A 24060-nucleotide genomic window follows, 5' to 3' on the forward strand; every position below is an offset into this window, starting at 1 on the left:
AAGACAGTAAGCTCAGGGAACAGGGTCATATCCCGATCCACCCCACGGATGACAACGCAGCAATCGCCGTATCGTGAGATACAGCCCCTTAAAAGGTCCGTGTTTCTTCAGAGCCTCTACAGCATATTGCGAACACGTCGGAGTAAAACGGCATGAAGGAGGAGTAAAGGGAGAGATACAGTTCCGGTAAAAATAAATAGGAAGCAACAGCAAGTATGTCAGCAACTTTCTCATAGCATACGCTCCGCAGTAATCTGAAGTAATTTCTTGACCTTCTCTTCTATTTCGTCAGAAGCATGCAGTTCATTGTCCAGCCAGATAAAAGCAATGGCAGCTTTTTTTCCGGCAGCCTTCAGCGGATCGATAAGCAGATACTTGTGTTTACGGTACGCTTCACGTATCTGGCGCTTTACCCGGTTTCTTTTTACCGCACGTTTAAAGCGCTTCTTAGGTACACTTATCAGTACAGAAACAGCCGGAAGTTCCTCACCTTCTACCGGCATGTATACGATACGCAGAGGAAAAGCCGGAAGCGACTTGCTCCCGCCTGCAAACAGCTTTTCTATCAGGATAACACTGCTCAGACGTTCTGTTTTCGGAAAGGTATGCTTTTCTTGTTCTGCCATAATAAAATAATTTAGGCACGGATTACTGTTTCATACGTGAAATCCGTATATTTCTGTAGTCCGTGCCCGAATCTAAAATTGTTTTTATGCGTTATGCTTACGGATAAACATATCCAGTGCAGCTGTCATCGACGGAGCTGCTGCCGTAGGAGCTTCCAGATCCAGGCGAAGTCCTGCATCCTTTACAGCCTGAGCTGTAGTAGGTCCGAAGCTTCCGATGGCAATATCTTTCTGTTCGAAATCGGGGAAGTTCTTCATCAGCGACTGTATACCTGCCGGGCTGAAGAAAATCAGCATGTCGTAATCGAACTTTTCTTCCGGAGTGAAATCATTACTTACAGTACGATACATGATTGCTTCAGTGTGCTGTATCTTATTCTTGTCGAGCAAGTTCTTCACTTCGTCGTTATGTACGTCCGACATCGGAATAAAATACTTCTCCGTGTTATGTTTGACTATCAGCGGAAGCAGATCAGCAAACTTACCTGTTGCGCCGAAGAATACCTTACGTTTACGGTATTGAACATATTTCTGGATGTACAGAGCGATTGTTTCCGACGTACAGAAATACTTCATGGTTTCCGGTATCGTGATTCGCATCTCAGAACAAAGACTAAAGAAGTGGTCAATTGCATGGCGCGAAGTAAATACAACGGCGGTATGATCCAATATAGAAACTTTCTGTTGTCTAAATTCCTTTGCCGACAAACTCTCAACTTTTATAAACGGGCGAAAATCTATTTTCACACCGTACTTCTCAGCAATGTCGAAATAAGGCGACTTCTCTGATGTGGGTTTAGGCTGAGAAACTAGAACTTTTTTAATCTTCAATGTCTTAAATTTTTAAAACCAAAATATTGTTTATATAGGTGATCCCTTTCCAAAACAGTATTAAGGGAATGATTTCGAGTGCACAAAAGTACAGAATAAAATGCAGAAAACCATAAACATGTTTGAAAAAGTTCCTGATAGACTTATAAAATAACAATATTTTAGCAAAAAGCAGGAGAAAAACGATTAAAACTTTACTTGTCTGGATACCCAAATTGAAATAAATAATAAGCAACATGACCGGAAAAAGTAAAAAACTAATTCCGCTCACCAGGTCAAAATAGGTCTGGGTCCAGTAATTATTTCTTTCTTTGTCAAAAAAAATCCAATTGACAAACTGATAAGCCACCCATTTGAAGCTGATGTAAAATAAGGACATTCCGATATAGATTCCCAGCATCAGTCCGTTCGAAACCGAGCGTATCAGCATGAAATCCGTTTCGGATATGTACTCATAAATATATAGTCCGGACAATACACAACTGATAATTGTCAGCGTAAAGACATACCGGTTGCTCGAGGTAGTAGCATCATCGAACAGGCTGAACCGCTCTTTATACTGGAAGAGCGCCTTTATCCGTTGCAGCACATATTTCTTTCCGTTTTTCAGCGAATAAGAAAGCAGGACGAAACAAATCAGGATAATACCGGTAACGAAAGCATCCGATCGCAACTGGTAAGGCAACGGCTGTCCCTGCATACCGGCTTTCGGATTTGCCTGTACGCTTGCTGGCAGAGCCAGGTCGAGCCTTTGCTGCTGCTCGTCCATCTTCTCGGCAATATATTTTACACCTATACGGCAGACGGTACTCATATAGCCGCAAATTTACGAATTTCTTTGCTCCATACCGGTGTATTATACAATAAATTTACAGCTTCTTCGGGTGTCTCCGCCACATGCCAGATAGCTCCATGCTCACGGCGCATGAAATTCTGTTCGATAGCCTGGTTCAGCATCTCCAGCAGCGGATCATAAAAATGGTTGATATTTAAAATAACGACAGGCTTCAGATACAGCCCCAGCTGCTTCCAGGTAATGATTTCCAGCAACTCCTCCAGCGTTCCGCATCCTCCGGGCAGTGCAATCACCCCGTCGGACATATCCGCCATGATCTGCTTGCGTTCGTGCATGGTTTCCGTTTCAATCAGTTGCGTAAGCCCCTTGTGATGCCAGCCCTGCTCCACCATGAAATGCGGAATCACCCCGGTAACCGTTCCGCCCGCCTGTAGCGTAGCATCACTGATGGCACACATCAGTCCCAGACACCCTGCACCGTTTATCAGATTAATCTTCCGTTCAGCAAGTATTTTCCCCAGTTTTTCGGCAGCATCGAAATAAGACTGGTCAATTTTAGTGCTCGAAGCACTATACACACATACATTTTTAATATCGTTCATCAGTCAGCGTTGAAGTATATCAAGACAAAAAATGAGGAATACTCCCTTCGGAATATCCCTCATTCTCTTTATTCATTTACATAACAGTCAGTTATTTAATTCCGAAAGCAGCTTTCACCTTGTCTACATAGTCCAGCTTTTCCCAAGTGAAGAGTTCTACCTCTACATCCTTGTTGCCTTCGTATGTCGATTCAAAATGCTTGGTAATCACCTTCGGTTCACGTCCCATGTGTCCGTAAGCAGCAGTTTCACTGTAAATCGGGTTACGCAGTTTCAGACGTTCTTCGATGGCACGCGGACGCATATCAAAGATTTCATCCACCTTCTTGGCAATTTCACCGTCGCTCATAGCCACCTTACTGCGTCCATACGTATTCACGTAAATATTAATCGGACGCGCTACACCGATTGCATACGAAACCTGAACCAGAATTTCGTCGGCAACACCCGCAGCTACCAGATTCTTGGCGATATGACGTGCTGCATAAGCCGCACTACGGTCTACCTTACTAGGATCCTTTCCAGAGAATGCACCACCACCGTGAGCACCAGCACCACCGTAAGTATCCACGATAATCTTACGTCCGGTCAGTCCTGTATCCCCGTGCGGACCACCGATAACGAACTTACCGGTCGGGTTCACATGATACTTAATCTGGTCGTTGAACAACTTCAGCACTTCCGGATTATGAATTTCAGAAATAACACGCGGCATCAAGATTTCGATTACATCCTGACGTATCTTTGCCAGCATCTCTTCATCCGCCTTCAGCTGAGCCTCCTTCGAGTCGTCAGCAGGCTGGATAAACTCATCATGCTGTGTAGAAACCACAATGGTATCGATACGAACCGGACGGCGGTCGTCATCATATTCTATAGTCACCTGGCTCTTAGAGTCCGGACGCAAGTAAGTCATCACCTTACCTTCACGGCGGATTTCAGCCAGCACCATCAGCAGCTTATGTGCCAGGTCGAGCGACAGCGGCATATAGTTTTCAGTTTCATTGGTAGCGTAGCCGAACATCATACCCTGGTCGCCGGCACCCTGATTCATCGGGTCCTCGCGTTCCACTCCACGGTTAATGTCAGGGCTCTGTTCGTGAATAGCCGAGAATACGCCACACGAGTTACCTTCGAACATATACTCACTCTTGGTATAACCAATCTTGTTGATTACCTCACGAGCTACACGCTGAAGATCGATATACGCTTTGGTTTTCACTTCTCCTGCCAGTACCACCTGTCCGGTAGTCACCAACGTTTCGCAAGCTACTTTTGAACTGGGGTCATAAGCCAACAGTTTGTCAAGCACAGCGTCGGAAATCTGATCCGCCACTTTATCGGGGTGTCCTTCCGACACCGATTCGGATGTGAATAAATATCCCATGTCTTTAAAATTAAAAAAGGATTAATTAAAAGTTTATCCGTGTACGGACAAGAGTAGATAGTTGTATCAGGGAAGAGTGTTATACTATGTGTTTTAGCATTTTTTTCCGTGGTTGCAAGCTACTCAAATCTTTCCACTTTTATTTTCGGCTGCAAAAATACAGATATAAATTGGAATAATTACAAAGTTATCCCTCTTTTAACATAGCTTTATATAAATTGGGCAAGCCTTTTTCTCATTTCCTCCATCGTCAGTCCCGAAACAGGGTGCACCATCTCACCGGCAATTTCCGCCAGCGGGTCCATGACGAAACTCCGTTCCCCCATCAGCGGATGCGGCAGTGTCAGTTCCGGAGTCTGCATCACCGTATCATCGTACATCAGCAAGTCGATGTCTATCGGCCGGTCACTATACACCCTTTCCACCGACTTGGCCGTTCTGCCCATTTCCTTCTCGATAGCCTGCGTCAGATGCAGTACCTCCAGCGGATCGAGCAGCGTTTCCGAGCATGCTGCCGCATTCAGAAAATCATTATCCGACACAAATCCCCAGGGAGCAGTCCGATAAAAAGAAGATAGGGAAGTCACCTTCCCTATCCTGTCATTTATCAATCGGACGGCAGTACGTAAGTTTGCTTCTTTATCGCCCATGTTTGTACCCAGGCCCAAGTAAACTTTTGCCATGGTATCCGTTTATTTATCCAGTATCAGCATTGCATCCCCGTAAGTACCGAAGCGGTAATCCTCTTTCAGCGCAATGTTATAAGCATCCATCACCAGTTCATATCCGCCATAAGAACAAACCAGCATCAGCATTGTAGACAGCGGCATATGGAAGTTGCTGACCATCGCATTAGCCAGTGAGAAATCGTACGGAGGGAAAATAAACTTGTTTGTCCAACCCTCGAATTCCTTCAGGTGTCCGTCGGTACCCACAGCTGTTTCTATGGCACGCATAACATCAGTACCTACCGCACACACCTTATTACCACGATCCTTTGCCTCGTTTACGATGCGGCAAGCCTCAGCCTCCACAAACATCTGTTCCGAGTCCATTTTATGCTTGGTAAGATCCTCCACGTCGATATCACGGAAACCACCCAGTCCACAGTGCATGGTAATGAAAGAGAAATCGATACCCTTTATTTCCATACGCTTCATCAGCTCACGGCTGAAGTGCAATCCCGCAGCCGGTACCGTTACAGCCCCTTCATTCTTCGCGAAGATTGTCTGGAAGCGTTCCTCATCCTCCGGTTCAGCCGGACGGTGGATAAACGGTGGCAATGGCGGTTCACCAAGTGCATAAAGCGCCTTCTTGAACTCATCGTGCGGTCCGTCGTACAGGAAACGGAGTGTACGTCCGCGTGAAGTCGTATTATCGATTACTTCCGCCACCATCGAGTCGTCATCTCCGAAATAAAGCTTGTTTCCGATACGTATCTTACGAGCCGGGTCCACCAGCACATCCCACAGGCGCAGTTCCTCATTCAGCTCACGCAACAAGAACACCTCGATACGTGCTCCGGTCTTTTCTTTATTACCATATAAACGTGCAGGAAATACCTTTGTATCATTGAAGATAAATACGTCCTTGTCATCAAAATAATTCAAGATATCCTTGAATACCACATGTTCAATCTCTCCGGTAGCCTTATGAACCACCATCAGTCGCGACTCATCTCTGTACTTCGCCGGGTGCAGTGCGATCTTATCTTCCGGCAACTTAAATTTGAATTGTGACAGTTTCATCTTATTATCCTTTCCTTAATCGTTTGTAATTTCTATATCCTGTTGGTCGAGCCATGCTTCAAAGTCATCCACCTGCATGCAATCCTCCAGTCTGACATCCCCTACCCGTGTCCGTATCAGTCCGGTAAGGTGCGCTCCGCTGTTCAGCGCTTCACCGATGTCGCGTGCCAGCGCCCGGATATACGTTCCCTTGCTGCATACCACACGAATCTTGATTTCCGGCAGGTTACATTCCAGCAACTCAATTTCATCAATCACCAGCGTCTTCGGTTTCAGCTCCACCTCATCCCCCTTGCGGGCAAGGTCGTATGCACGTTTGCCGTCCACCTTACAAGCCGAAAAAGCCGGTGGAATCTGCTCTATCGTTCCCATGAAATTCTTCAGCGTATCCTCCACCAGCTGGCGTGTGATATGCTCCGTCGGATACGTAGCATCAATCTCCTTTTCCAGGTCATACGAGGGAGTTGTAGCCCCCAGTTGCAGCGTAGCGATATACTCCTTGGTGTGATACTGGAACTCCTCGATACGCTTGGTAGCCTTTCCGGTACAGATAATCATGACTCCCGTAGCCAGCGGATCAAGCGTTCCGGCGTGTCCTACCTTTATTTTCTTCACTCCCAGCTTGCGGCTGATATGATACCTCACTTTATTCACAAGCGCGAACGATGTCCATCGCAGCGGCTTGTCAAAATATAACACTTCTCCTTCTTTAAAGTTCATCCGTTTGTGTTTATGACAGCAAGCTTGTAACAATCGTGATGATACCCACGATGGCACAATACACGCCAAACCAGATCAGCTTGCCCTTCTTTACAATATTAATCATCCACTTACATGCGATACATCCCGAAACGAAAGCAGCCAGGAAGCCTACCACCAGCGATGCCGTGCTGATGCCCGCACTTACCGCAGAAGCATCCTTTATAATCTTCATTCCATCCAGCAAAGCCTCTCCCAGAATCGGCGGTATCACCATCAGGAAAGAAAACTGAGCCAGCGTTTCCTTCTTGTTACCCAGTATCAGACCGGTAGCGATTGTACTTCCCGAGCGTGACAGTCCCGGCATTACCGCACAAGCCTGCGCCAGTCCGATAATAAACGCATCCCTCATGCTGATACGTTCCTTCTGTCTCGGTTTCGCATAATAAGAGAAAGTCAGCAGTACAGCCGTCAGCAGGAGCATACATCCCACAATCAGCAGTCCCGAGTCGAAAATCCCCTCCACATAATCCTTAAAGAACACCCCCACAATGCCGATCGGAATCATCGATACCACGATGTTCAATATATATTTTGTTTCTTCGTTCAGCTGCCATTTAAACAGCCCGCGGAATATCCAGTCTATTTCCTTCCACAAGATAACCAGCGTACTCAGCACCGTTGCCACATGCACCACGATGGTAAACGTCAGATTTTCCTCCCCTTCTATGCCGAACAGTGCCGATCCGATAGCCAGATGTCCACTGCTGCTCACAGGCAGATATTCCGTCAATCCCTGCAGAATACCCAAGATCAATGCTTCTATCCAGCTCATTCCGTCAGATTATTATCGTTATCTTGAATACTTTTCGGTTTGCGCAGTATACCGTAAATCATGAAAATAAATCCCAGGAAGCAAACCAGCGGTGCTACCTTGATACGACGTACACTGAAAATATCAGGCTCGAAAGTCGTTTCCGTAGAGCCCGGTCCCGTCATCAGCAGGAAACCGATGATAATCACCACCATACCCGCAGCCAGCAGGATGAAGTTCGTTTTATCAAAGGCAAAGTTCTTTTTGTCCATATTGAAAAGAAAAATTGATTGGTTAGTTTCACCTATTATATATAATACAATTCACTCACTTTCATGCGGAGATACTTGTTGATGGAAATAAGTGCGCAGAGCGAAGTAATCAGCACCCCGAAAACAAAAACCGCTCCCATCACCACAACCATCACCCCCGGTGTAACCACCGCCAGCAAGTCCGGTTCATAACGCACCAGCATATACGCCAGTCCTATCAGTACCGCATCCGCCATCGTAGCAGCCAGTATCCCTATCCACATGTTGCGCAGCAAAAACGGCCGCCGGATAAACGACCAGCTGGCTCCCACCAGCTTCATGGTATGAATAAGAAAACGTTTCGAATATACCGCCAGCCGGATGGTATTGTTGATAAGCGCAAACGAAATAAGCGTAAGCAGTGCCGCCAGTCCGAGCAAAACAATACTGATCTTCCGGATATTACTGTTTACCGCATCCAGCAGATCCTGCGGGTAATTGATCTCTATCACTTGCTTGTTCTTCGACTGAATCTCATCCTTTATCCACGCAACGCTGTCAGAATTTGCGTAATCCGCATTCAGCTTCACCTCGATGGAAGCCGTAAACGGATTATGCCCCAGAAACTCCGCCGGATCTGTTCCCATCGCCTCCGTCTGCTCCTTCAGGGCCTGCGCCTTCGATATATACGTCGTCTGCTTTACATATACCTCCTTGTTCAGCTGTTTCTGAAAGCGGAGAATATCCGTCTCCTTCATATCATCACTGATCAGAATTGAGAAAGCGATATTCTCGCGGACATATACAGAAAGATTGTTGGCAGCCATTACGAAAAAAACGACTATCCCCAACAACAGCAGGACAAGCATCGTACTGATGCTCGACGTTACGAACTGCATATCAAAAAAAGATCTCGGTTTTCTGCTCATACCCTTACTTTTTTCTGAATATGTAAATCATGGAACTGCTCTGTTCCTTTTTCACCAGCGAAGCAAACCACGCCTCCGTTCCCTTAATCATACCTTTCAGGAAAGGCATACGGCTTCCCCGGTACTTTTCCGAAAGCATGGAAACATAAAACGCGTCAAACGGCATCGGATGCCGTTCGGTCAGGATAAAATCATATTTTGCTCCGAACTGCTGCATGACAGAAGGCGTAAAATGCCACAGATGCCGCGGTACATCATACGCCGCCCACATCTCCCTGTAATGCTGTGCATCGAACGAAACCGGATTAGGTACAGCTACCACCAGTACACCACACTCCTTCAGCATGTCGGCAAGCCGTTTCCAGGTACCGTTTATATCCTGCAAATGCTCCATGACATGCCACAGCGTAATCACATCGAAGCTCCCTTTGCCGTAAGCCGCCAGCGCTTCCGGAGCCTCCACCATCAGCTCGAAATGCTCCTTGGCAAACGCCCGTGCCTGCGGGCTCTTCTCGATGGCAGAAACCTTCCATCCCCGTTTCTGCATGAAATGGCTGAAATACCCCGTACCCGTACCGATATCCAGCAAGCTTCCGTTTCGGGTACCGCAGATCCGCTCTATCAGCGAAGCCTTGCGTCCCAGCATAAATCCCCGTACATAGTGATACAGACGGTTGGCAAGTCCCTTGCGCGTATCCGTGTGCGAGATATAATCCGGCGATTCATAATACCTGCCTATCTCACTTTCGTCGGGCACATGCTGCGTAAACAAAAAACCACACGCCTTACAGCGGTAAATCGTAAATTTTTCACCGGTGGCATAATGGTCCGTGCAAGTCATGACTTCCTCAAAATGCGTTTTCCCGCAGAGAGGACATGTATCTATATTGAGTATATTCACTTTATTCCCTAATTTGCTGCAAAATAACAAATAAATCGGGTATGGAGAGTGTTTTGTTAAGGTTCTTTAAGGGTATAATTCGCGTGAAAGAAAAATTGTAGGGAAATTTATAATCAAAATACTACAAATTAAGCGATGCAGGTTATCTGGGAAACTTCTGTCCGGATAACCTGCATTCATTTATGATAGGATTAAAGCTTATTCAACAAAAGAAATGCTTTTCCATTTATGGTCTTTCCATTCTTCTTCTTGCCAGAACTCATCCCATGTTTCTCCTTTTTTATTGATATTCAGGGTAAGGTCGACATTCTTTGTGATGGTATCGGCTGGTCCGAATGTTGAGTTTTGTACCGAAATGCTTCCTTCGGCGATCAGCTTGATTGTATTTAAGGCTGTACATTCTGTAAATACATCATCACCTAGAGCGGTTGCCTGAGGCAGGTTGACGCTGGTCAGTGCAGTACAGTTATAGAAGGCTTTGTTTCCGACAGTTGTTGCCTGCGGAAGCTCTATTTCTTTCAGTGACTTACAGTTGCTGAATGCATCATCTCCGATGGTAGTTGCTTTAGGCAAGTATACTTTTTCCAGCTGTGAACAGTCGCCAAATGTATTTATTCCTGTACGGGAACCACCTTGTGAAACCAGTGTCGCGTTTCCGATTGTCGTTGCTTCCGGCAAGTTGACTTCTGTCAGTTTGGAACAAAGCCAGAATACACTACCCTCAAGGGTTTGCAATTTGGAGAAGTCTGCAACTTGCAGGGCTGTTGACATAAAGGCATTGGTACCAAGGTAAGTAACTTCAGGCATACTTACTTCTGCTAGTTTGGTGCAACTTTGGAAAGCAAAGCTGTTTACTCTGACTACGCCCGGAGCGGTGATTTTGGTCAGGTTGCTGCATTTATAGAAAGCATAATCTTGCAGTTGCTGTATTTCCTGAGGCAGGATGACTTCCTGTAATCCGGAGAAATCGGAACTGCTTGTATGTCTGAAGCTTTCTGCCGGCAGCTCAGGAAGGCCATTTGCATCCCGGTCTTGCCATCCGGTTACTCCGGATAAGTCGAGTAATTCGATTTGGATACCGCTGAAAGGATTTCCATCATATAGTCCCAGTGCTTCGGAATCTCCTGTGAGTATAAAACGGGTTACACCTGCCTGAGCTGCTTCACTGATGGCTTGTGATACTTGTGCAGCGCTGGCTCCGTCGAGATGGAATGTAGCTTGGTTACCCTCGATATCTACAATAGAGATACTGACAGTGATTGTACAAGTAGCTGTTTTTTCTCCGGCTGTAGCTGTGATGGTAGCTGTTCCCTCGCCTATGGCTGTTACAATTCCTTCGGGTGATACTGTGGCTACTGCTTCGTCGGAAGATGTCCATGTGGCCTCTCCTGCCCCTTCTGGAAGGACTGTAGCGGTGAGCTGTATGGTTTCTCCCTTGCTGGTTAAGGTTGCTGTAGCAGGCGATATTTCTACCGACTGTACTTCTTGGGTAACAGTCACCTCACATGTTCCGCTTTTTCCGCTTACTGTGGCTGTAACGGTGGTCGTTCCTTTGCTTATACCGGTTACAGTTCCATCGGATGATACCGTAGCTATTGCTTCATCGGATGAGGTCCATGTAATATCTCCTGCCGTAGCATTTTCCGGTGATATTTTGGCTGTCAGCTGCTTTGTTTCTCCACATTCCAGACTGATGCTTTCGGGTGAAACGCTTACGCCTGTTATTGTTACAGGTTCGTCTACCGGTTCATTGTCATCGCTTGAGCAAGCTGGTAATATACACGTCAGCAAGCACAATAAATATAAGAATCTTACTTTCATGATATGGATTGTTTGAGGTTCGTTTATCTTACAAAGAAACGGTATTCCGAGAGAATTCTTTGTCACTGAAAACAGTGATTTTTTGTTTGTGGCGTAAAATAAAAAAAGCTTCCGGAGGTCAAATGAATGACTTTCCGGAAGCTTTCCTGTTGATTTATTTATCCTGAGGGTAATTATTTTTTGTAGTTTTTCAATCCTGTCTGGAGGAAGTCTACATATTTAGCAATGTCTTCGTCGTAAGAATATGACTTGTTCAGAGGCATGCCTTCGTTGTCGAGCAATACATAGAATGGCTGTGCATTGGCTCCGAACTTAGAACGTTGCAGGTAGCTCCACTTGTCACCTATTGTACGAAGAGTACGTTCTGTTCCGTTTTCTGTAACCTTTATCGGTTCTGGAAGCTTGGTCTTTTCGTCTACATACAGCGTGATAAGTACGTAGTCGTCGTTCAGCATCTGACTTACTTTCGGGTCAGTCCATACAGCAAGTTCCATCTTACGGCAGTTTACGCAACCATATCCGGTGAAGTCTATCATGACCGGTTTGTTGTTCTGGCGAGCGTATTCCATACCAGCATCGAAGTCGGTAAACTTGGCGTGTACTTCATTCTTGTATAAGTTGAAATCCTGAGTCTGCATAGGAGGTGCAAATGCGCTGACAGCTTTCAGAGGAGCTCCCCAAAGTCCCGGAATCATATATACGGCAAATGCCAGTGAGATGAGTGCCAGGAAGAAACGTCCTACTCCTACCTTATTGTTGTCGTCGTCGTGAGGGAATTTGATCTTACCCAGCAGGTACATACCCAGCAGAGCAAAGATAACGATCCAAAGTGCAAGGAATGTTTCACGGTCGAGCAGTCTCCAGCCGTAAGCAAGGTCGGCTACCGACAGGAATTTCAAGGCAAACGCCAGTTCCAGGAATCCCAGTACCACCTTGATAACGTTCATCCAACCTCCGGATTTCGGCATTGATTTCAGCCATGACGGGAACATAGCGAACAGTGTGAAAGGTAAAGCCAGTGCAATGGCAAATCCTAACATACCGATAGCCGGCGCTACAACACTACCGGTAGTAGAAACTTCTACCAGCAGGAAGCCGATGATAGGACCTGTACAAGAGAATGATACCAATGACAAAGTGAATGCCATCAGGAAGATACTCAGCAGACCGGTTGTTGCTTCAGCCTTGCTGTCGACAGCGTTGCTCCACTTAGACGGCAGGGTGATCTCGAATGCTCCAAAGAAAGAAGCCGCAAAGATAACCAGCATCAGGAAGAATAGGATATTGAAGATGGCATTGGTAGACAATGCGTTCAGTGCACTAGCTCCGAATATCAGTGTAATAGCAAGTCCCAGCGCTACATAGATCACAACGATAGATGCACCATAGGTCCATGCGTCACGAATACCTTTCTTTTTGTCCTTAGTACGTTTCAGGAAGAAGCTGACAGTCATCGGAATAATTGGCCATACACAAGGTGTGAACAGGGCCAGAATACCTCCGATCAGACCGGTGAAGAAGATGTAAATCCAAGAATGTGATTCCTGTTCTTCGGTGCTTCCGTAATTGGATAGCTCTTTGATAACCGGTTTCCAGTAATCGGTAGCTTCCTGCAATGTCTGAGGGGCAGTTGTTACGGCTGCTGTAGAATCTACTGTTTCTGTTGATTCGGCAGGTGCAGTTGCTTCTTCTGTTTTAGCTGGTGCAGCTGTTGCCGAAGCAGCTGCGGCTACAGTACCTTTATAAGAAAAATCAACGCTGGTAGGTGGCAGACAGTTCTGGTCGTTGCATGCACCAAATTCCAGGTATCCGGTAATCAGATAGTCGCCTCCAGTGAGCTTAACTTTCTGTGAGAATTTAGCTGTGCCTTCGAAGAATTTTACTTCCATTTCGAAGATAGGGTCCATCTGTTTGATTTCTTTCCCTATCGGAGTAAGTTTTCCTACCAGCTCTGCTCCTTCTATCTTGTCGATGTTGAAAGTGGCAGAAGTAGGACCTCCTTCTTGCAGGTCGGTAGAATAAACATGCCAGCCCTGGTCCATCGTACCAGTAAAAATAATTTCAGCCTCATTGGCCGAAAGGTTTTTCCATTCGGTCTTGAATCGTACCGGATCTTGCATCTGGGCGAACATGGGCAGGCAGATTAACGCCATGAGCAGCCAACTGAGCGTGATTCTTCTTTTCATTGTTTCTTTTCGGATTTTGAATTATAAATAAGAAATTTGTTTTTATTGTCTGGGGTTATTCGGTTACTTCGATACCTTTCAGGGTAGCAGAACTGGATTCGGTGATACGCACACGTACAAGATCACCGATACGGTGTGTGCCACGGTCGAATACGACTACCTTATTCTGCTCGGTACGTCCGAATAACTGTTCTTTGGAGCGTTTTGATATGCCTTCTACCAGTACCTCGAATGTCTTTCCTACATTGCGGGCATTGCTTTCGGCAGATAACTGGTTCTGCAATTCAATCATTTCGTTTAACCGGCGTATTTTAACTTCTTCGGGAACATCATCAGGCAGATGTTTCGAAGCATATGTTCCCGGTCGTTCGGAATATTTGAACATGAAAGCTGAGTCGTATGCACATTCACGCATCAGCGAAAGACTCATCTGGTGATCTTCTTCTGTCTCGGAGTGGAATCCGGAGAAGATATCAGTACTCAATCCACAGTCGGGAATGATGCGACGGATGGCCTCTACCCTTTCCAGGTACCATTCGCGCGTATATTTGCGGTTCATCAGTTTCAGAATACGCGAACTTCCGCTCTGTACCGGCAGGTGGATATGCTTGCATACGTTAGGTACTTCAGCAATGACATACAGTGTTTCATCACTCATGTCTTTGGGATGTGAAGTAGTAAAGCGTACACGCATTTCGGGCACAGCCTCGGCAACGATACGTAATAGCATCGGGAATGTTACGACCTCTCCTTCCCGCTCGAAGCGATAAGAATTGACGTTCTGGCCTAACAGCGTTACTTCCTTATACCCTTTCTGCTGTAAATCGTGCACTTCGTTCAGAATGCTTTCCACATCACGGCTTCTTTCGCGTCCGCGAGTGTAAGGCACAATGCAATAGTGACAGAAATTGTTGCAGCCGCGCATGATAGATACGAATCCGGAAATGTGATTTCCACAGATGCGTGACGGAATGACATCGCGATAAGTTTCAGTTGTAGAAAGCTCTACATTGATGGCCTTCTCTCCTGCCTCAACTGCGCCGATCAAATCGGGCAATGTGAGATAAGCATCCGGTCCTGCTACCAGGTCGACGTGGTGATTTTCTATCAGATCGTTTTTTACACGTTCTGCCATACATCCCAATACTCCGACAATCAGGTGCTTGCGCTTCTTTCTCAGAGAATGGAAGAACTCCAGCCGGTTCAGGATTTTCTGCTCGGCATTGTCACGGATAGAACAAGTGTTCATAAATACGGCATCAGCTTCATCGAGGCTTTCGCACGGACTGTATCCTGCCATTTGCATGATAGATGCGATGACTTCGCTATCCGCAACATTCATCTGACAGCCGTAGGTTTCGATAAACAGTTTTTTGGTTTCCAGTTCGGTTGCGGATTTAAAGTCCGCTCCCGTAGCTTCTTTTGTCATAATGTTATGTTATTATTTAATAAATTCATTTGCAAAGATATGAGTTTCTTCCCTAAAATCCATGAATGTGTTATATTTATTAGTATCTTTGGGCAAATCCTTAACATTTTGGCAGACTATGGACGAAGTGATAAAAATATTTGTTATAGTGGCGGCTATTGCTTTCGCCACTTATCAGAATTATGCCAAAAAGGAAAAGAAAAGGAACAAACCCTCCCGTAAGAAGATGGCTAAGCCGGCAACAGTCCATGTAGAGCCGGATATTATCATGGCTGGTCAACAAAATGAATGCGTTGAACAAAGTGCTGATAATAAGCTTAATAAGAAAAGAAAAGGAGAGGGGAGAAAGCATCGGAAGTTATCGGAAGAAGCGCTTCAGAAGGATGCGCTATCTACTGCCCAACAGCCTGAGTCAGGTAGCACTGTCCGGTTGAAGACACCTGCGGACGCAAGGCGTGCATTTATTTATTCCGAGATTTTTAACCGTAAATACTAATAAGCAGATTTTGTAAGTTTAATACTAATAATTATAAAAACACCTAATACCATGACTTATAATTTTATGACCGCAGCCGAAGCTGCCAGCTTGATAAAAGATGGAGAGATAATTGCCCTGAGCGGGTTTACGCCGGCAGGAAGTCCGAAAGCCGTAACTGCAGAGCTTGCGAGGCAGGCTGAAGAAAAACACGCCAGGGGAGAACACTTTCAGGTAGGTATTATTACGGGAGCTTCTACCGGAGATTCTTGCGACGGAGTGCTCACTCGTGCTCATGCTATTCACTTCCGTGCTCCATATACCACGAATACTGACTTCCGCAAAGTAGTCAATGCCGGTGAAATCAATTATACGGATATACATCTTTCTCAGGTTGCCCAGCGTTTGCGTTCCGGTTTTTTAGGTCATGTAACTACAGCTATCATCGAAGCCTGTGAAATTACAGAAGACGGACGGATCTATCTGACTGCAGGTGTGGGAATTACTCCGACAATTGCTCGTCTTGCCGACCGGGTGATAGTAGAGCTTAATGCTGCGCACAGCAAAAGCCTGATAGGTGTGCACGATTTGTATGAAATGGAACGCCCTCCTTATCGTCGTCCGATTCCTATTGTACGTCCAAGCGACCGTATCGGATTGCCTTATATTCAGGTAAGTCCGGAAAAGATAGTAGGAGTGGTAGAAGTGAATCTGCCTGATGAAGCGAGAGGATTCCATGAACCGGATCCTATTACGGATAAAATTGGTCAGAATGTAGCTGACTTCCTTGCGGCAGATATGCGCCGAGGAATTATTCCGTCTACTTTCCTTCCGTTGCAGTCGGGAGTGGGAAATATTGCTAATGCTGTACTCAGTGCATTGGGCAAGGATCCCAGTATTCCACCGTTCGAAATGTATACGGAGGTTATTCAGAACTCAGTCATCAAATTGATTAAAGAGGGTAGAATCAAGTTTGGAAGTACTTGTTCACTCAGTGTTACAAACGACTGTCTGCAAGATATTTATGATAATATGGATTTCTTCCGCCACAAGCTTGTACTTCGTCCGTCGGAAATATCTAACTGTCCGGAAGTTGTTCGTCGTATCGGTGTTATTTCAATGAATACAGCCATCGAAGCTGATATTTACGGAAATGTAAACTCAACTCATATCTGCGGTACGAAGATGATGAATGGCATCGGTGGCTCGGGCGACTTTACCCGCAGTGCTTATATCTCTATCTTCTCTTGTCCGTCGACAGCAAAAGGAGGATGTATCAGTTCAATCGTGCCGATGGTTTCTCACCTCGATCATAGTGAACACTCTGTAAATGTGATTATCACCGAACAGGGTATTGCTGATTTACGTGGAAAGAGTCCGATGGAACGTGCACAGGCTGTAATCGAAAACTGTGCACATCCGGACTACAAACAACTGTTGTGGGATTATCTGAAGATTTCTACTAAGGGACAGACTTGCCACAGTTTGTCGGCAGCGTTGGGTATGCATCAGGTTTTCATCAAACAGGGTGATATGCGTCTGACTAACTGGGCTGACTTCGAAAAGTAACTTTTTAATTTATCTGATATCGATTCCCCTCTGGGTTCCGTTATTGGTTCTGCTTTACAGAAAAACGGAAAGCTCAGAGGGGAATTTTCTTTTTGGGTATAGTTGCTGTTAGGAAAAACTCTTTTGATAAGCTTGTTGAAAAGTGTATTTGTATATAAACAGGGGTGTGAAATAAGTGTGAATATCTCTGTTAAAATCCTTGTTCTATATGGGGATGTGATAGATATATATTTCTGATAAATAGAATTTTAGTTATTGTTTCAACAGGTGTTAACAACCTGTTGGTAATAGTTGATTATTCCGTTAAAAACCTGATAAGTATTAGTGTGAAAAGATGCAGTATAATTAGTTGTTGAGTAATGGGGAAAAAGCGGCAGGAATGTCAACTAGGGAAGGAGTATGAGTTAATAGGCTGCAAGATAACGGATTGGTCGGATATTTGTTAGCGGAAAAATCGGTTTTATTCCCGAAGTCTTACTATCTTTGCACGGTATTGTGGGAAATAGTAAAAATCAAATATATAACATCACTATGGAATATAATTTCAGAGAGATCGAGAAAAAATGGCAGCAGAAGTGGGTAGACAACAAAACCTACAAGGTTGTCGAAGACGAATCGAAAAAGAAGTTCTATGTACTGAACATGTTCCCTTATCCGTCGGGAGCAGGACTTCATGTTGGTCACCCGCTGGGCTACATTGCCAGCGATATTTATGCTCGTTACAAACGCTTGCAGGGCTATAATGTATTGAATCCGATGGGATACGATGCTTATGGTTTGCCTGCTGAACAATATGCTATTCAGACCGGTCAGCATCCGGCTATCACTACCGTAAACAATATTAACCGTTACCGTCAGCAGTTGGATAAAATCGGTTTTTCATTCGACTGGGACCGTGAAGTTCGTACTTGTGAGCCGGGTTATTATCACTGGACTCAATGGGCTTTCCAGAAAATGTTCAACAGCTATTATTGCAATACTTGTGGAAAAGCTGAACCTATCAGTGAACTGATCAAGCATTTCGAGGAGAAAGGAACAGAAGGACTGGATGTAGCTTGTAGTGAGGAACTGAGCTTTACAGCAGAAGAATGGAAAGCAAAGAGCGAAAAGGAACAGCAGGAAGTGCTGATGAACTACCGTATCGCTTATTTGGGTGAAACTATGGTTAACTGGTGTCCGCAACTGGGTACTGTACTTGCTAACGATGAAGTAGTGGACGGCGTATCTGAACGTGGTGGTTATCCGGTGGTGCAGAAGAAGATGCGTCAGTGGTGTCTGCGTGTGTCAGCATATGCTCAGCGCTTGCTCGACGGACTGGAAACTGTAGATTGGACTGATTCTCTGAAAGAAACACAGCGTAACTGGATTGGTCGTTCGGAAGGTGCAGAGGTACGTTTCAAGGTAAAAGACAGCGATTTGGAATTTACCATCTTTACTACTCGTGCTGATACTATGTTTGGTGTTACTTTCATGGTACTGGCTCCTGAAAGTGAACTGGTTTCTGTACTGACAACTGAGGCACAGAAAGCAGAAGTGGAAGCTTATCTGGACCGTACTAAGAAGCGTACCGAACGTGAACGTATCGCCGATCGCCGTGTTACCGGTGTATTCAGTGGTTCGTATGCAGTGAATCCGTTTACTGGTGAATCTGTTCCAGTATGGATCAGCGACTATGTATTGGCTGGATATGGTACAGGAGCCATTATGGCTGTTCCGGCTCACGATAGTCGTGACTATGCTTTTGCAAAACACTTCAACTTGCCTATCGTTCCATTGGTAGAAGGTTGTGATGTGTCGGAAGAAAGCTTCGATGCTAAAGAAGGTATCGTATGTAATTCTCCGAAAGCAGGAGCTACTCCGTATTGCGACTTGAACCTGAACGGATTGACTATCAAAGAAGCTATTGCCATAACCAAAAAATATGTGAAGGAGCATCAGTTGGGTCGTGTAAAAGTAAACTATCGTTTGCGTGACGCTATTTTCTCTCGTCAGCGTTATTGGGGTGAACCGTTTCCGGTTTATTACAAGGATGGTATGCCTTATATGATTGATGAGAGCAAGTTGCCGCTGGAACTTCCTGAGGTAGATAAATTTTTGCCTACGGAAACCGGAGAACCTCCATTGGGACATGCTACTAAGTGGGCATGGGATGTGGTTAAAGGTGAAGTCGTAGAAAATTCTAAAATAGATAACGTAACTGTTTTCCCACTTGAACTGAATACCATGCCGGGATTTGCTGGTTCATCGGCTTATTATTTGCGTTACATGGATCCGCACAATGATCAGGCACTGGTTTCTGAGAAAGCCGACCATTACTGGCAGAATGTTGATTTGTACGTAGGTGGTACAGAACATGCTACCGGACACTTGATTTATTCTCGTTTCTGGAACAAGTTCCTGTTCGATCTGGGTGTAAGTGTTAAGGAAGAACCATTCCAGAAGCTTGTTAATCAGGGTATGATTCAGGGACGAAGCAATTTCGTTTACCGTATCAAGGATACTAACACATTCGTTTCATTGGGCTTGAAAGATCAGTACGATGTGACTCCGCTTCATGTAGATGTTAATATCGTTTCAAATGATGTATTGGATGTAGAAGCTTTCAAAAACTGGCGTCCGGAATACAACAATGCCGAATTTATTTTGGAAGACGGCAAGTATATCTGTGGATGGGCTGTAGAAAAGATGAGTAAATCGATGTATAACGTAGTGAATCCGGATATGATTGTAGAGAAATACGGAGCTGATACACTGCGTATGTACGAAATGTTCCTCGGACCGGTAGAGCAGTCTAAACCATGGGATACAAATGGTATCGATGGTGTTCACCGTTTCTTGAAGAAACTCTGGAACTTGTTCTACGACCGTCAGGGCAACTTCATGCCAGCAGAAGGAGAACCGACTAAAGAGGAGTTGAAGGCTGTTCATAAGTTGATTAAGAAAGTAACTGGTGATATCGAAACCTTCTCTTACAATACTTCTATCAGTGCATTCATGATTTGTGTGAATGAACTGACTTCACTGAAGTGCCGTAACAAGGCCGTGTTGAGCGACTTGATTGTCATCATTGCTCCATTTGCTCCTCATCTGGCAGAAGAGTTGTGGGAAGCTTTGGGCAATACAACATCTGTTTGTGATGCACAATGGCCGGCATTTAATGAAGAATATCTGAAGGAAGATAGTGTAAAATATACCATTTCTTTCAACGGAAAGGCTCGTTTCACTATGGAGTTCCCTGCAGATGCAGATAATGACACGATACAAGCTGCTGTAATGGCTGACGAACAATCTCAAAAATGGATTGAAGGAAAGACTCCTAAAAAGGTCATTATTGTTCCGAAGAAGATTGTAAATATTGTACTTTAATAGCAGTCGTTTTATGGAAACGATTCTGAAGAAAAAAATTGGCAGGGAGTCGAAAGACTACCTTGCCATTACTTTCGGACTGATATGTTATGCACTGGGATGGGTAGCTTTTCTGCTTCCTTATCAGATCACGACAGGAGGAGTCAGTGGTATTGCCGCTATTATTTATTATGCTACAGGAGTAGAAATTCAGGTTTCTTACTTTGTGATTAATGCTGTTTTTCTGGGGTTTGCCTTGAAGATTCTGGGACCAAAGTTCAGCGTAAAGACGATATATGCTATTTTCATGCTGACTTTCCTGCTTTGGTGGTTTCAGGTTCTGTTCAGGGGCAGTGACGGAAATCTCCCGCAACTGCTTGGCCCGGGACAAGAGTTTATGGCTTGTGTAATAGGAGCCGGATTGCTGGGCTTTGGAATAGGCATTGTATTTTGTAATAACGGTAGTACGGGAGGTACTGATATTATCGCATGGATTATCAACAAGTACAAGGATGTTACTTTGGGACGTATGATGATGTATTGCGATATTGTAATCATTTCGTCGTGCTATTTTATCTTTCATGACTGGAAGAGAGTTTTGTTTGGCTTCTGTGTTTTGTTCATTATGAGCATAGTTATCGACTATGTAATAAACAGTACTCGTCAGTCGGTTCAGTTCCTGATATTCTCACGGAAATATGAACAGATTGCGGAAGGTATTTCTACCAAGATAGACCGTGGAGTAACTCTTCTTGATGGACAGGGCTGGTACAGTAAACAAGATATAAAAGTTATTGTTGTATTGGCAAGAAAAGGCGAATCACTTGATATCTTCCGTCTGGTGAAGGATATTGATCCTGATGCGTTTATTTCCCAAAGCAATGTAGTAGGCGTGTATGGAGAAGGATTCGACAAGCTGAAAGTAAAATAAACGAAAGTAAAAGTAAATATTTCTCTAAGATATATTTAAAATAGAATGGGTTTTTCCGTTTAATTTGTATTATCGGAAAAACTTATTTTATTTTGTACCATATTAGTGGTATAATTCTTAAATCTGTAATATGAGATGCATGTGGAAAGTTATTCCGATGATGTTTTTAGCTAGTTTTTTATCTTTTGGCACTTCTGTATGGGGCAATGCGTTAGCTCAGAATCTCTTTCTTCATACTAACTGGGAGTTTTCCAAGTATGGAAGCCACGAATGGCTTGCTGCACAGGTTCCGGGCACGGTACATCAGGATTTGATTGCTCACGATAAGTTACCCGATCCTTTTTATGGGATGAATGAAAAAGAAATACAATGGGTTGAGAATGAAGACTGGTTGTATCGTACGTCTTTTGTATTAACAGAAGAACAATCGGCACATGAGGAAATCTTTTTGGTATTTGAAGGACTTGATACTTATGCGGATATATTCCTGAATGGTGCATTATTACAAAGAACCGATAACATGTTTGTCGGATATCGTATTCCTGTCAAGCGAAATTTAAGAAAAGGAGAAAACAAACTGCTTGTACGTTTTCGTTCCCCAATCCGTGAGGTAATGCCTCAATGGGAAACCAATGGTTTTGATTATCCTGCTGCTAACGACCATTATCCACAGAAACTGAGTGTGTTTACCCGTAAAGCCCCTTATTCCTATGGATGGGACTGGGGAATCCGAATGGTTACTTGTGGCATCTGGCGACCTGTATATCTGGAATTTACCAACAAGGCTGTAGTAGAAGATTATTTTGTACATCAGAAGTCGGTTACTTCCGAACGTGCAGAAATAGACAACCGCCTGGAAGTAAACAATATTACCGGAACGGTTCAGGAAGCTCAGATAAAAGTGACTTGTGCTTATCGGAATGAACAGGCTGGAAGTGTAGAAAAGACTGTCCGGTTACAGCCAGGTGTGAATAATTTGTCACTGCCTTTATCGATTGATTCTCCGCATCTTTGGATGCCTAATGGGTGGGGAGAAGCTGCCTTATATGCATTTGAAGTATCGGTATGTGTAGATGGTAAGCTTGTTGCAAAAAAACAACACCAGATCGGATTGCGAACGGTGCGTGTTGTCCATGAAAAGGATAGCTTAGGAATGAGTTTCTATTTTGAAGTGAATGGCATTCCGATGTTTGCCAAAGGTACTAATCTGATACCTTCAGACGCTCTTCTGCCACGTGTAACCCGTGAACGATACGTTCGCCTGCTGGATGATGTACAGGCTGCGCATATGAATATGATACGCGTATGGGGTGGGGGAATCTATGAAGACGATGCCTTTTTTGAGGAAGCTGATAAAAGAGGTATTCTTGTCTGGCAGGATTTTATGTTTGCTTGTACACCTTATCCGCATGATCCGGCTTTTTTGAAGCGAGTTTCGGAAGAAGCAGTATATAATATCAAGCGTTTACGGAATCATGCTTCTTTGGCAATGTGGTGTGGTAATAATGAAATATATGAGGGCTTGCGTTATTGGGGCTGGAAGAAAAAATATGCTCCTGAGATATATCAGCAAATGTTGGATGGATATGACGTATTGTTCCGCCGGCTTTTGCCCGAGAAAGTAAAGGAGTTCGATCCGGGACGCTTTTATCTGGAAGGATCGCCTTATGAAGCCAATTGGGGACGGCCTGAAAGCTGGAAGATCGGCGATAGTCATAACTGGGGAACCTGGTATGGACAGAAACCTTTTGAAACGCTGGATACAGAGATTCCGCGTTTTATGAGTGAGTTTGGTTTTCAGTCTTTTCCGGAGATGAAGACGATACGTACATTTGCTTCGCCGGCAGACTACGATCTGGAGTCAGCGGTTATGAATGCCCATCAGAAAAGTACGATTGGCAATTTCCTGATTAAGAAAACAATGGGTATTTATTATCATGTTCCGGAAAAGTTTGAGGATTTAGTTTATATGGGACTTGTTCTGCAGGGACATGGAATGCGTCACGGAATGGAGGCACATCGCAGAAACCGACCTTATTGTATGGGTAGTTTGCTCTGGCAACTAAATGACAGCTGGCCGGTTGTTTCATGGTCGGGTATCGATTATTATGGAAACTGGAAGGCTATGCATTACCAGACTCGCCGGGCTTTTGCTCCGGTATTGATAGATGCAATTCGTGAAGGTGATAAACTGCGCTATTATGTGCTTTCGGATGTATTGAAGAGCGAAAAAGCAATATTGCAGATTGAACTTATGGATTTTAATGGAAAAGTGTATCGCAGGCATCAGGTAGAAGGTACGTTGCCAGCTAATGCTTCTGCTGTCTTTTATGAAGAAGACTGGAATAAAGCATTCGCAGCTTGTGATACGACCACTTCATTTATACATATGACTTTACGTAGTGATGTTGACCGGAGGGTACTTTCAGACGAAGTATATTATCCGGTGTTTGCCAAAAAGCAACATTTGCCCCATCCTGAAATAAGTTGTAAGATACGAAAGAAAGATGGAGCTTATGAACTGACATTGAAATCCAAACAACTGGCTCGTGATGTATTTGTAGAAATACCTGTTCAAGGAGTACGTTTCTCTGATAATTTCTTCGACCTGCTGCCAGGAGTGCCTAAGAAGATTTTGGTTACTTCGGCTGACGGAACACCTTTGGAAGATATTTCCGTAAGCTTGCATCAATTGAGCGATATTGTGTCATTCTAATTAC

21 protein-coding genes are annotated in these 24060 nt (G+C 44.5%); 5 read left to right on the top strand and 16 right to left on the bottom strand.

Annotation, left to right across the window (positions count from 1 at the left end):
* Positions 1–12: 12 nt before the first annotated feature.
* The 16 genes from yidD to miaB all read right to left on the bottom strand — a co-directional run bounded on the left by yidD (position 13) and on the right by miaB (position 15020).
* On the bottom strand, positions 13–234 hold the full coding sequence (yidD, locus tag BACCOP_RS02165) for a membrane protein insertion efficiency factor YidD (protein WP_007565708.1): 222 nt from the start codon (positions 232–234) through the stop codon (positions 13–15).
* A complete protein-coding gene (gene rnpA, locus BACCOP_RS02170; protein WP_007565710.1) occupies positions 231–626 on the bottom strand; it encodes a ribonuclease P protein component in 396 nt (131 codons plus the stop codon). The genes yidD and rnpA overlap by 4 nt, the downstream gene beginning before the upstream one ends.
* An 84-nt stretch (positions 627–710) precedes the next feature.
* On the bottom strand, positions 711–1457 hold the full coding sequence (locus BACCOP_RS02175) for a uroporphyrinogen-III synthase (protein ID WP_007565712.1): 747 nt from the start codon (positions 1455–1457) through the stop codon (positions 711–713).
* 4 nt (positions 1458–1461) lie between these two features.
* Positions 1462–2271: a DUF4271 domain-containing protein gene (locus BACCOP_RS02180; protein WP_007565714.1), complete on the bottom strand. Its 810-nt coding sequence runs from the start codon at positions 2269–2271 to the stop codon at positions 1462–1464.
* Positions 2268–2855 (bottom strand): LOG family protein, encoded by a 588-nt coding sequence (locus BACCOP_RS02185; protein WP_007565716.1) that lies wholly within the window; start codon positions 2853–2855, stop codon positions 2268–2270. The genes BACCOP_RS02180 and BACCOP_RS02185 overlap by 4 nt, the downstream gene beginning before the upstream one ends.
* 91 nt (positions 2856–2946) lie before the next feature.
* Positions 2947–4242, bottom strand: a complete 1296-nt coding sequence (metK, locus tag BACCOP_RS02190; RefSeq protein WP_007565718.1) for a methionine adenosyltransferase — start codon at positions 4240–4242, stop codon at positions 2947–2949.
* 209 nt (positions 4243–4451) lie between these two features.
* Positions 4452–4925 (bottom strand): 2-amino-4-hydroxy-6-hydroxymethyldihydropteridine diphosphokinase, encoded by a 474-nt coding sequence (folK, locus tag BACCOP_RS02195; RefSeq protein ID WP_007565720.1) that lies wholly within the window; start codon positions 4923–4925, stop codon positions 4452–4454.
* 9 nt (positions 4926–4934) lie between these two features.
* Complete coding sequence (gene queA, locus BACCOP_RS02200) at positions 4935–5990, bottom strand: tRNA preQ1(34) S-adenosylmethionine ribosyltransferase-isomerase QueA (protein WP_007565722.1); 1056 nt, start codon at positions 5988–5990, stop codon at positions 4935–4937.
* A 15-nt stretch (positions 5991–6005) separates the two neighbouring features.
* The gene (truB, locus tag BACCOP_RS02205; protein WP_007565724.1) at positions 6006–6710 is read right to left on the bottom strand and encodes a tRNA pseudouridine(55) synthase TruB; all 705 of its coding nucleotides are present in this window, start codon (positions 6708–6710) and stop codon (positions 6006–6008) included.
* A 10-nt stretch (positions 6711–6720) separates the two neighbouring features.
* Positions 6721–7524, bottom strand: coding sequence for an undecaprenyl-diphosphate phosphatase (locus BACCOP_RS02210; RefSeq protein ID WP_007565726.1), 804 nt, complete (start codon positions 7522–7524; stop codon positions 6721–6723).
* Positions 7521–7775 carry a DUF3098 domain-containing protein gene (locus tag BACCOP_RS02215; protein ID WP_007565729.1) on the bottom strand — a complete coding sequence of 85 codons (255 nt, stop codon included), beginning with the start codon at positions 7773–7775 and terminating at the stop codon, positions 7521–7523. The genes BACCOP_RS02210 and BACCOP_RS02215 overlap by 4 nt, the downstream gene beginning before the upstream one ends.
* Positions 7776–7810: 35 nt before the next feature.
* Entirely contained in the window at positions 7811–8683 is an 873-nt protein-coding gene (locus BACCOP_RS02220; RefSeq protein ID WP_007565731.1) for a cell division protein FtsX, read from the bottom strand.
* Between the two features lie 4 nt (positions 8684–8687).
* On the bottom strand, positions 8688–9584 hold the full coding sequence (locus BACCOP_RS02225) for a class I SAM-dependent methyltransferase (RefSeq protein ID WP_040311731.1): 897 nt from the start codon (positions 9582–9584) through the stop codon (positions 8688–8690).
* A 198-nt stretch (positions 9585–9782) separates the two neighbouring features.
* Positions 9783–11405 carry a leucine-rich repeat protein gene (locus BACCOP_RS02230; RefSeq protein ID WP_007565735.1) on the bottom strand — a complete coding sequence of 541 codons (1623 nt, stop codon included), beginning with the start codon at positions 11403–11405 and terminating at the stop codon, positions 9783–9785.
* Between the two features lie 173 nt (positions 11406–11578).
* Entirely contained in the window at positions 11579–13591 is a 2013-nt protein-coding gene (locus tag BACCOP_RS02235) for a protein-disulfide reductase DsbD family protein (protein WP_007565737.1), read from the bottom strand.
* Positions 13592–13646: 55 nt separating this feature from the next.
* Positions 13647–15020: a tRNA (N6-isopentenyl adenosine(37)-C2)-methylthiotransferase MiaB gene (miaB, locus tag BACCOP_RS02240; protein ID WP_007565738.1), complete on the bottom strand. Its 1374-nt coding sequence runs from the start codon at positions 15018–15020 to the stop codon at positions 13647–13649.
* Between the two features lie 118 nt (positions 15021–15138).
* Here miaB and BACCOP_RS02245 point away from each other — a divergent pair, with 118 nt between their 5' ends.
* From BACCOP_RS02245 to BACCOP_RS02265, 5 genes are all read left to right on the top strand, one after another.
* A complete protein-coding gene (locus BACCOP_RS02245; RefSeq protein WP_148315647.1) occupies positions 15139–15516 on the top strand; it encodes a hypothetical protein in 378 nt (125 codons plus the stop codon).
* Positions 15517–15567: 51 nt separating this feature from the next.
* The gene (locus BACCOP_RS02250) at positions 15568–17064 is read left to right on the top strand and encodes an acetyl-CoA hydrolase/transferase family protein (RefSeq protein WP_007565743.1); all 1497 of its coding nucleotides are present in this window, start codon (positions 15568–15570) and stop codon (positions 17062–17064) included.
* Positions 17065–17595: 531 nt separating this feature from the next.
* Positions 17596–20430 carry a leucine--tRNA ligase gene (gene leuS / locus BACCOP_RS02255; protein WP_007565744.1) on the top strand — a complete coding sequence of 945 codons (2835 nt, stop codon included), beginning with the start codon at positions 17596–17598 and terminating at the stop codon, positions 20428–20430.
* A 13-nt stretch (positions 20431–20443) separates the two neighbouring features.
* Complete coding sequence (locus BACCOP_RS02260; RefSeq protein ID WP_007565746.1) at positions 20444–21340, top strand: YitT family protein; 897 nt, start codon at positions 20444–20446, stop codon at positions 21338–21340.
* Between the two features lie 157 nt (positions 21341–21497).
* On the top strand, positions 21498–24056 hold the full coding sequence (locus BACCOP_RS02265) for a beta-mannosidase (protein WP_040311736.1): 2559 nt from the start codon (positions 21498–21500) through the stop codon (positions 24054–24056).
* Positions 24057–24060 lie beyond the last annotated feature (4 nt).

Source organism: Phocaeicola coprocola DSM 17136, assembly GCF_000154845.1.
Lineage (GTDB): Bacteria > Bacteroidota > Bacteroidia > Bacteroidales > Bacteroidaceae > Phocaeicola > Phocaeicola coprocola.

Excerpts from the sequence above, each read along its gene's own strand:
- yidD (WP_007565708.1), bottom strand. The coding sequence starts at position 234 with ATGAGAAAGTTGCTGACATACTTGCTGTTGCTTCCTATTTATTTTTAC.
- rnpA (WP_007565710.1), bottom strand. The coding sequence starts at position 626 with ATGGCAGAACAAGAAAAGCATACCTTTCCGAAAACAGAACGTCTGAGC.
- BACCOP_RS02180 (WP_007565714.1), bottom strand. The coding sequence starts at position 2,271 with ATGAGTACCGTCTGCCGTATAGGTGTAAAATATATTGCCGAGAAGATG.
- BACCOP_RS02185 (WP_007565716.1), bottom strand. The coding sequence starts at position 2,855 with ATGAACGATATTAAAAATGTATGTGTGTATAGTGCTTCGAGCACTAAA.
- metK (WP_007565718.1), bottom strand. The coding sequence starts at position 4,242 with ATGGGATATTTATTCACATCCGAATCGGTGTCGGAAGGACACCCCGAT.
- folK (WP_007565720.1), bottom strand. The coding sequence starts at position 4,925 with ATGGCAAAAGTTTACTTGGGCCTGGGTACAAACATGGGCGATAAAGAA.
- queA (WP_007565722.1), bottom strand. The coding sequence starts at position 5,990 with ATGAAACTGTCACAATTCAAATTTAAGTTGCCGGAAGATAAGATCGCA.
- truB (WP_007565724.1), bottom strand. The coding sequence starts at position 6,710 with ATGAACTTTAAAGAAGGAGAAGTGTTATATTTTGACAAGCCGCTGCGA.
- BACCOP_RS02210 (WP_007565726.1), bottom strand. The coding sequence starts at position 7,524 with ATGAGCTGGATAGAAGCATTGATCTTGGGTATTCTGCAGGGATTGACG.
- BACCOP_RS02215 (WP_007565729.1), bottom strand. The coding sequence starts at position 7,775 with ATGGACAAAAAGAACTTTGCCTTTGATAAAACGAACTTCATCCTGCTG.
- BACCOP_RS02220 (WP_007565731.1), bottom strand. The coding sequence starts at position 8,683 with ATGAGCAGAAAACCGAGATCTTTTTTTGATATGCAGTTCGTAACGTCG.
- BACCOP_RS02230 (WP_007565735.1), bottom strand. The coding sequence starts at position 11,405 with ATGAAAGTAAGATTCTTATATTTATTGTGCTTGCTGACGTGTATATTA.
- BACCOP_RS02235 (WP_007565737.1), bottom strand. The coding sequence starts at position 13,591 with ATGAAAAGAAGAATCACGCTCAGTTGGCTGCTCATGGCGTTAATCTGC.
- miaB (WP_007565738.1), bottom strand. The coding sequence starts at position 15,020 with ATGACAAAAGAAGCTACGGGAGCGGACTTTAAATCCGCAACCGAACTG.
- BACCOP_RS02245 (WP_148315647.1), top strand. The coding sequence starts at position 15,139 with ATGGACGAAGTGATAAAAATATTTGTTATAGTGGCGGCTATTGCTTTC.
- BACCOP_RS02250 (WP_007565743.1), top strand. The coding sequence starts at position 15,568 with ATGACTTATAATTTTATGACCGCAGCCGAAGCTGCCAGCTTGATAAAA.
- leuS (WP_007565744.1), top strand. The coding sequence starts at position 17,596 with ATGGAATATAATTTCAGAGAGATCGAGAAAAAATGGCAGCAGAAGTGG.
- BACCOP_RS02260 (WP_007565746.1), top strand. The coding sequence starts at position 20,444 with ATGGAAACGATTCTGAAGAAAAAAATTGGCAGGGAGTCGAAAGACTAC.
- BACCOP_RS02265 (WP_040311736.1), top strand. The coding sequence starts at position 21,498 with ATGATGTTTTTAGCTAGTTTTTTATCTTTTGGCACTTCTGTATGGGGC.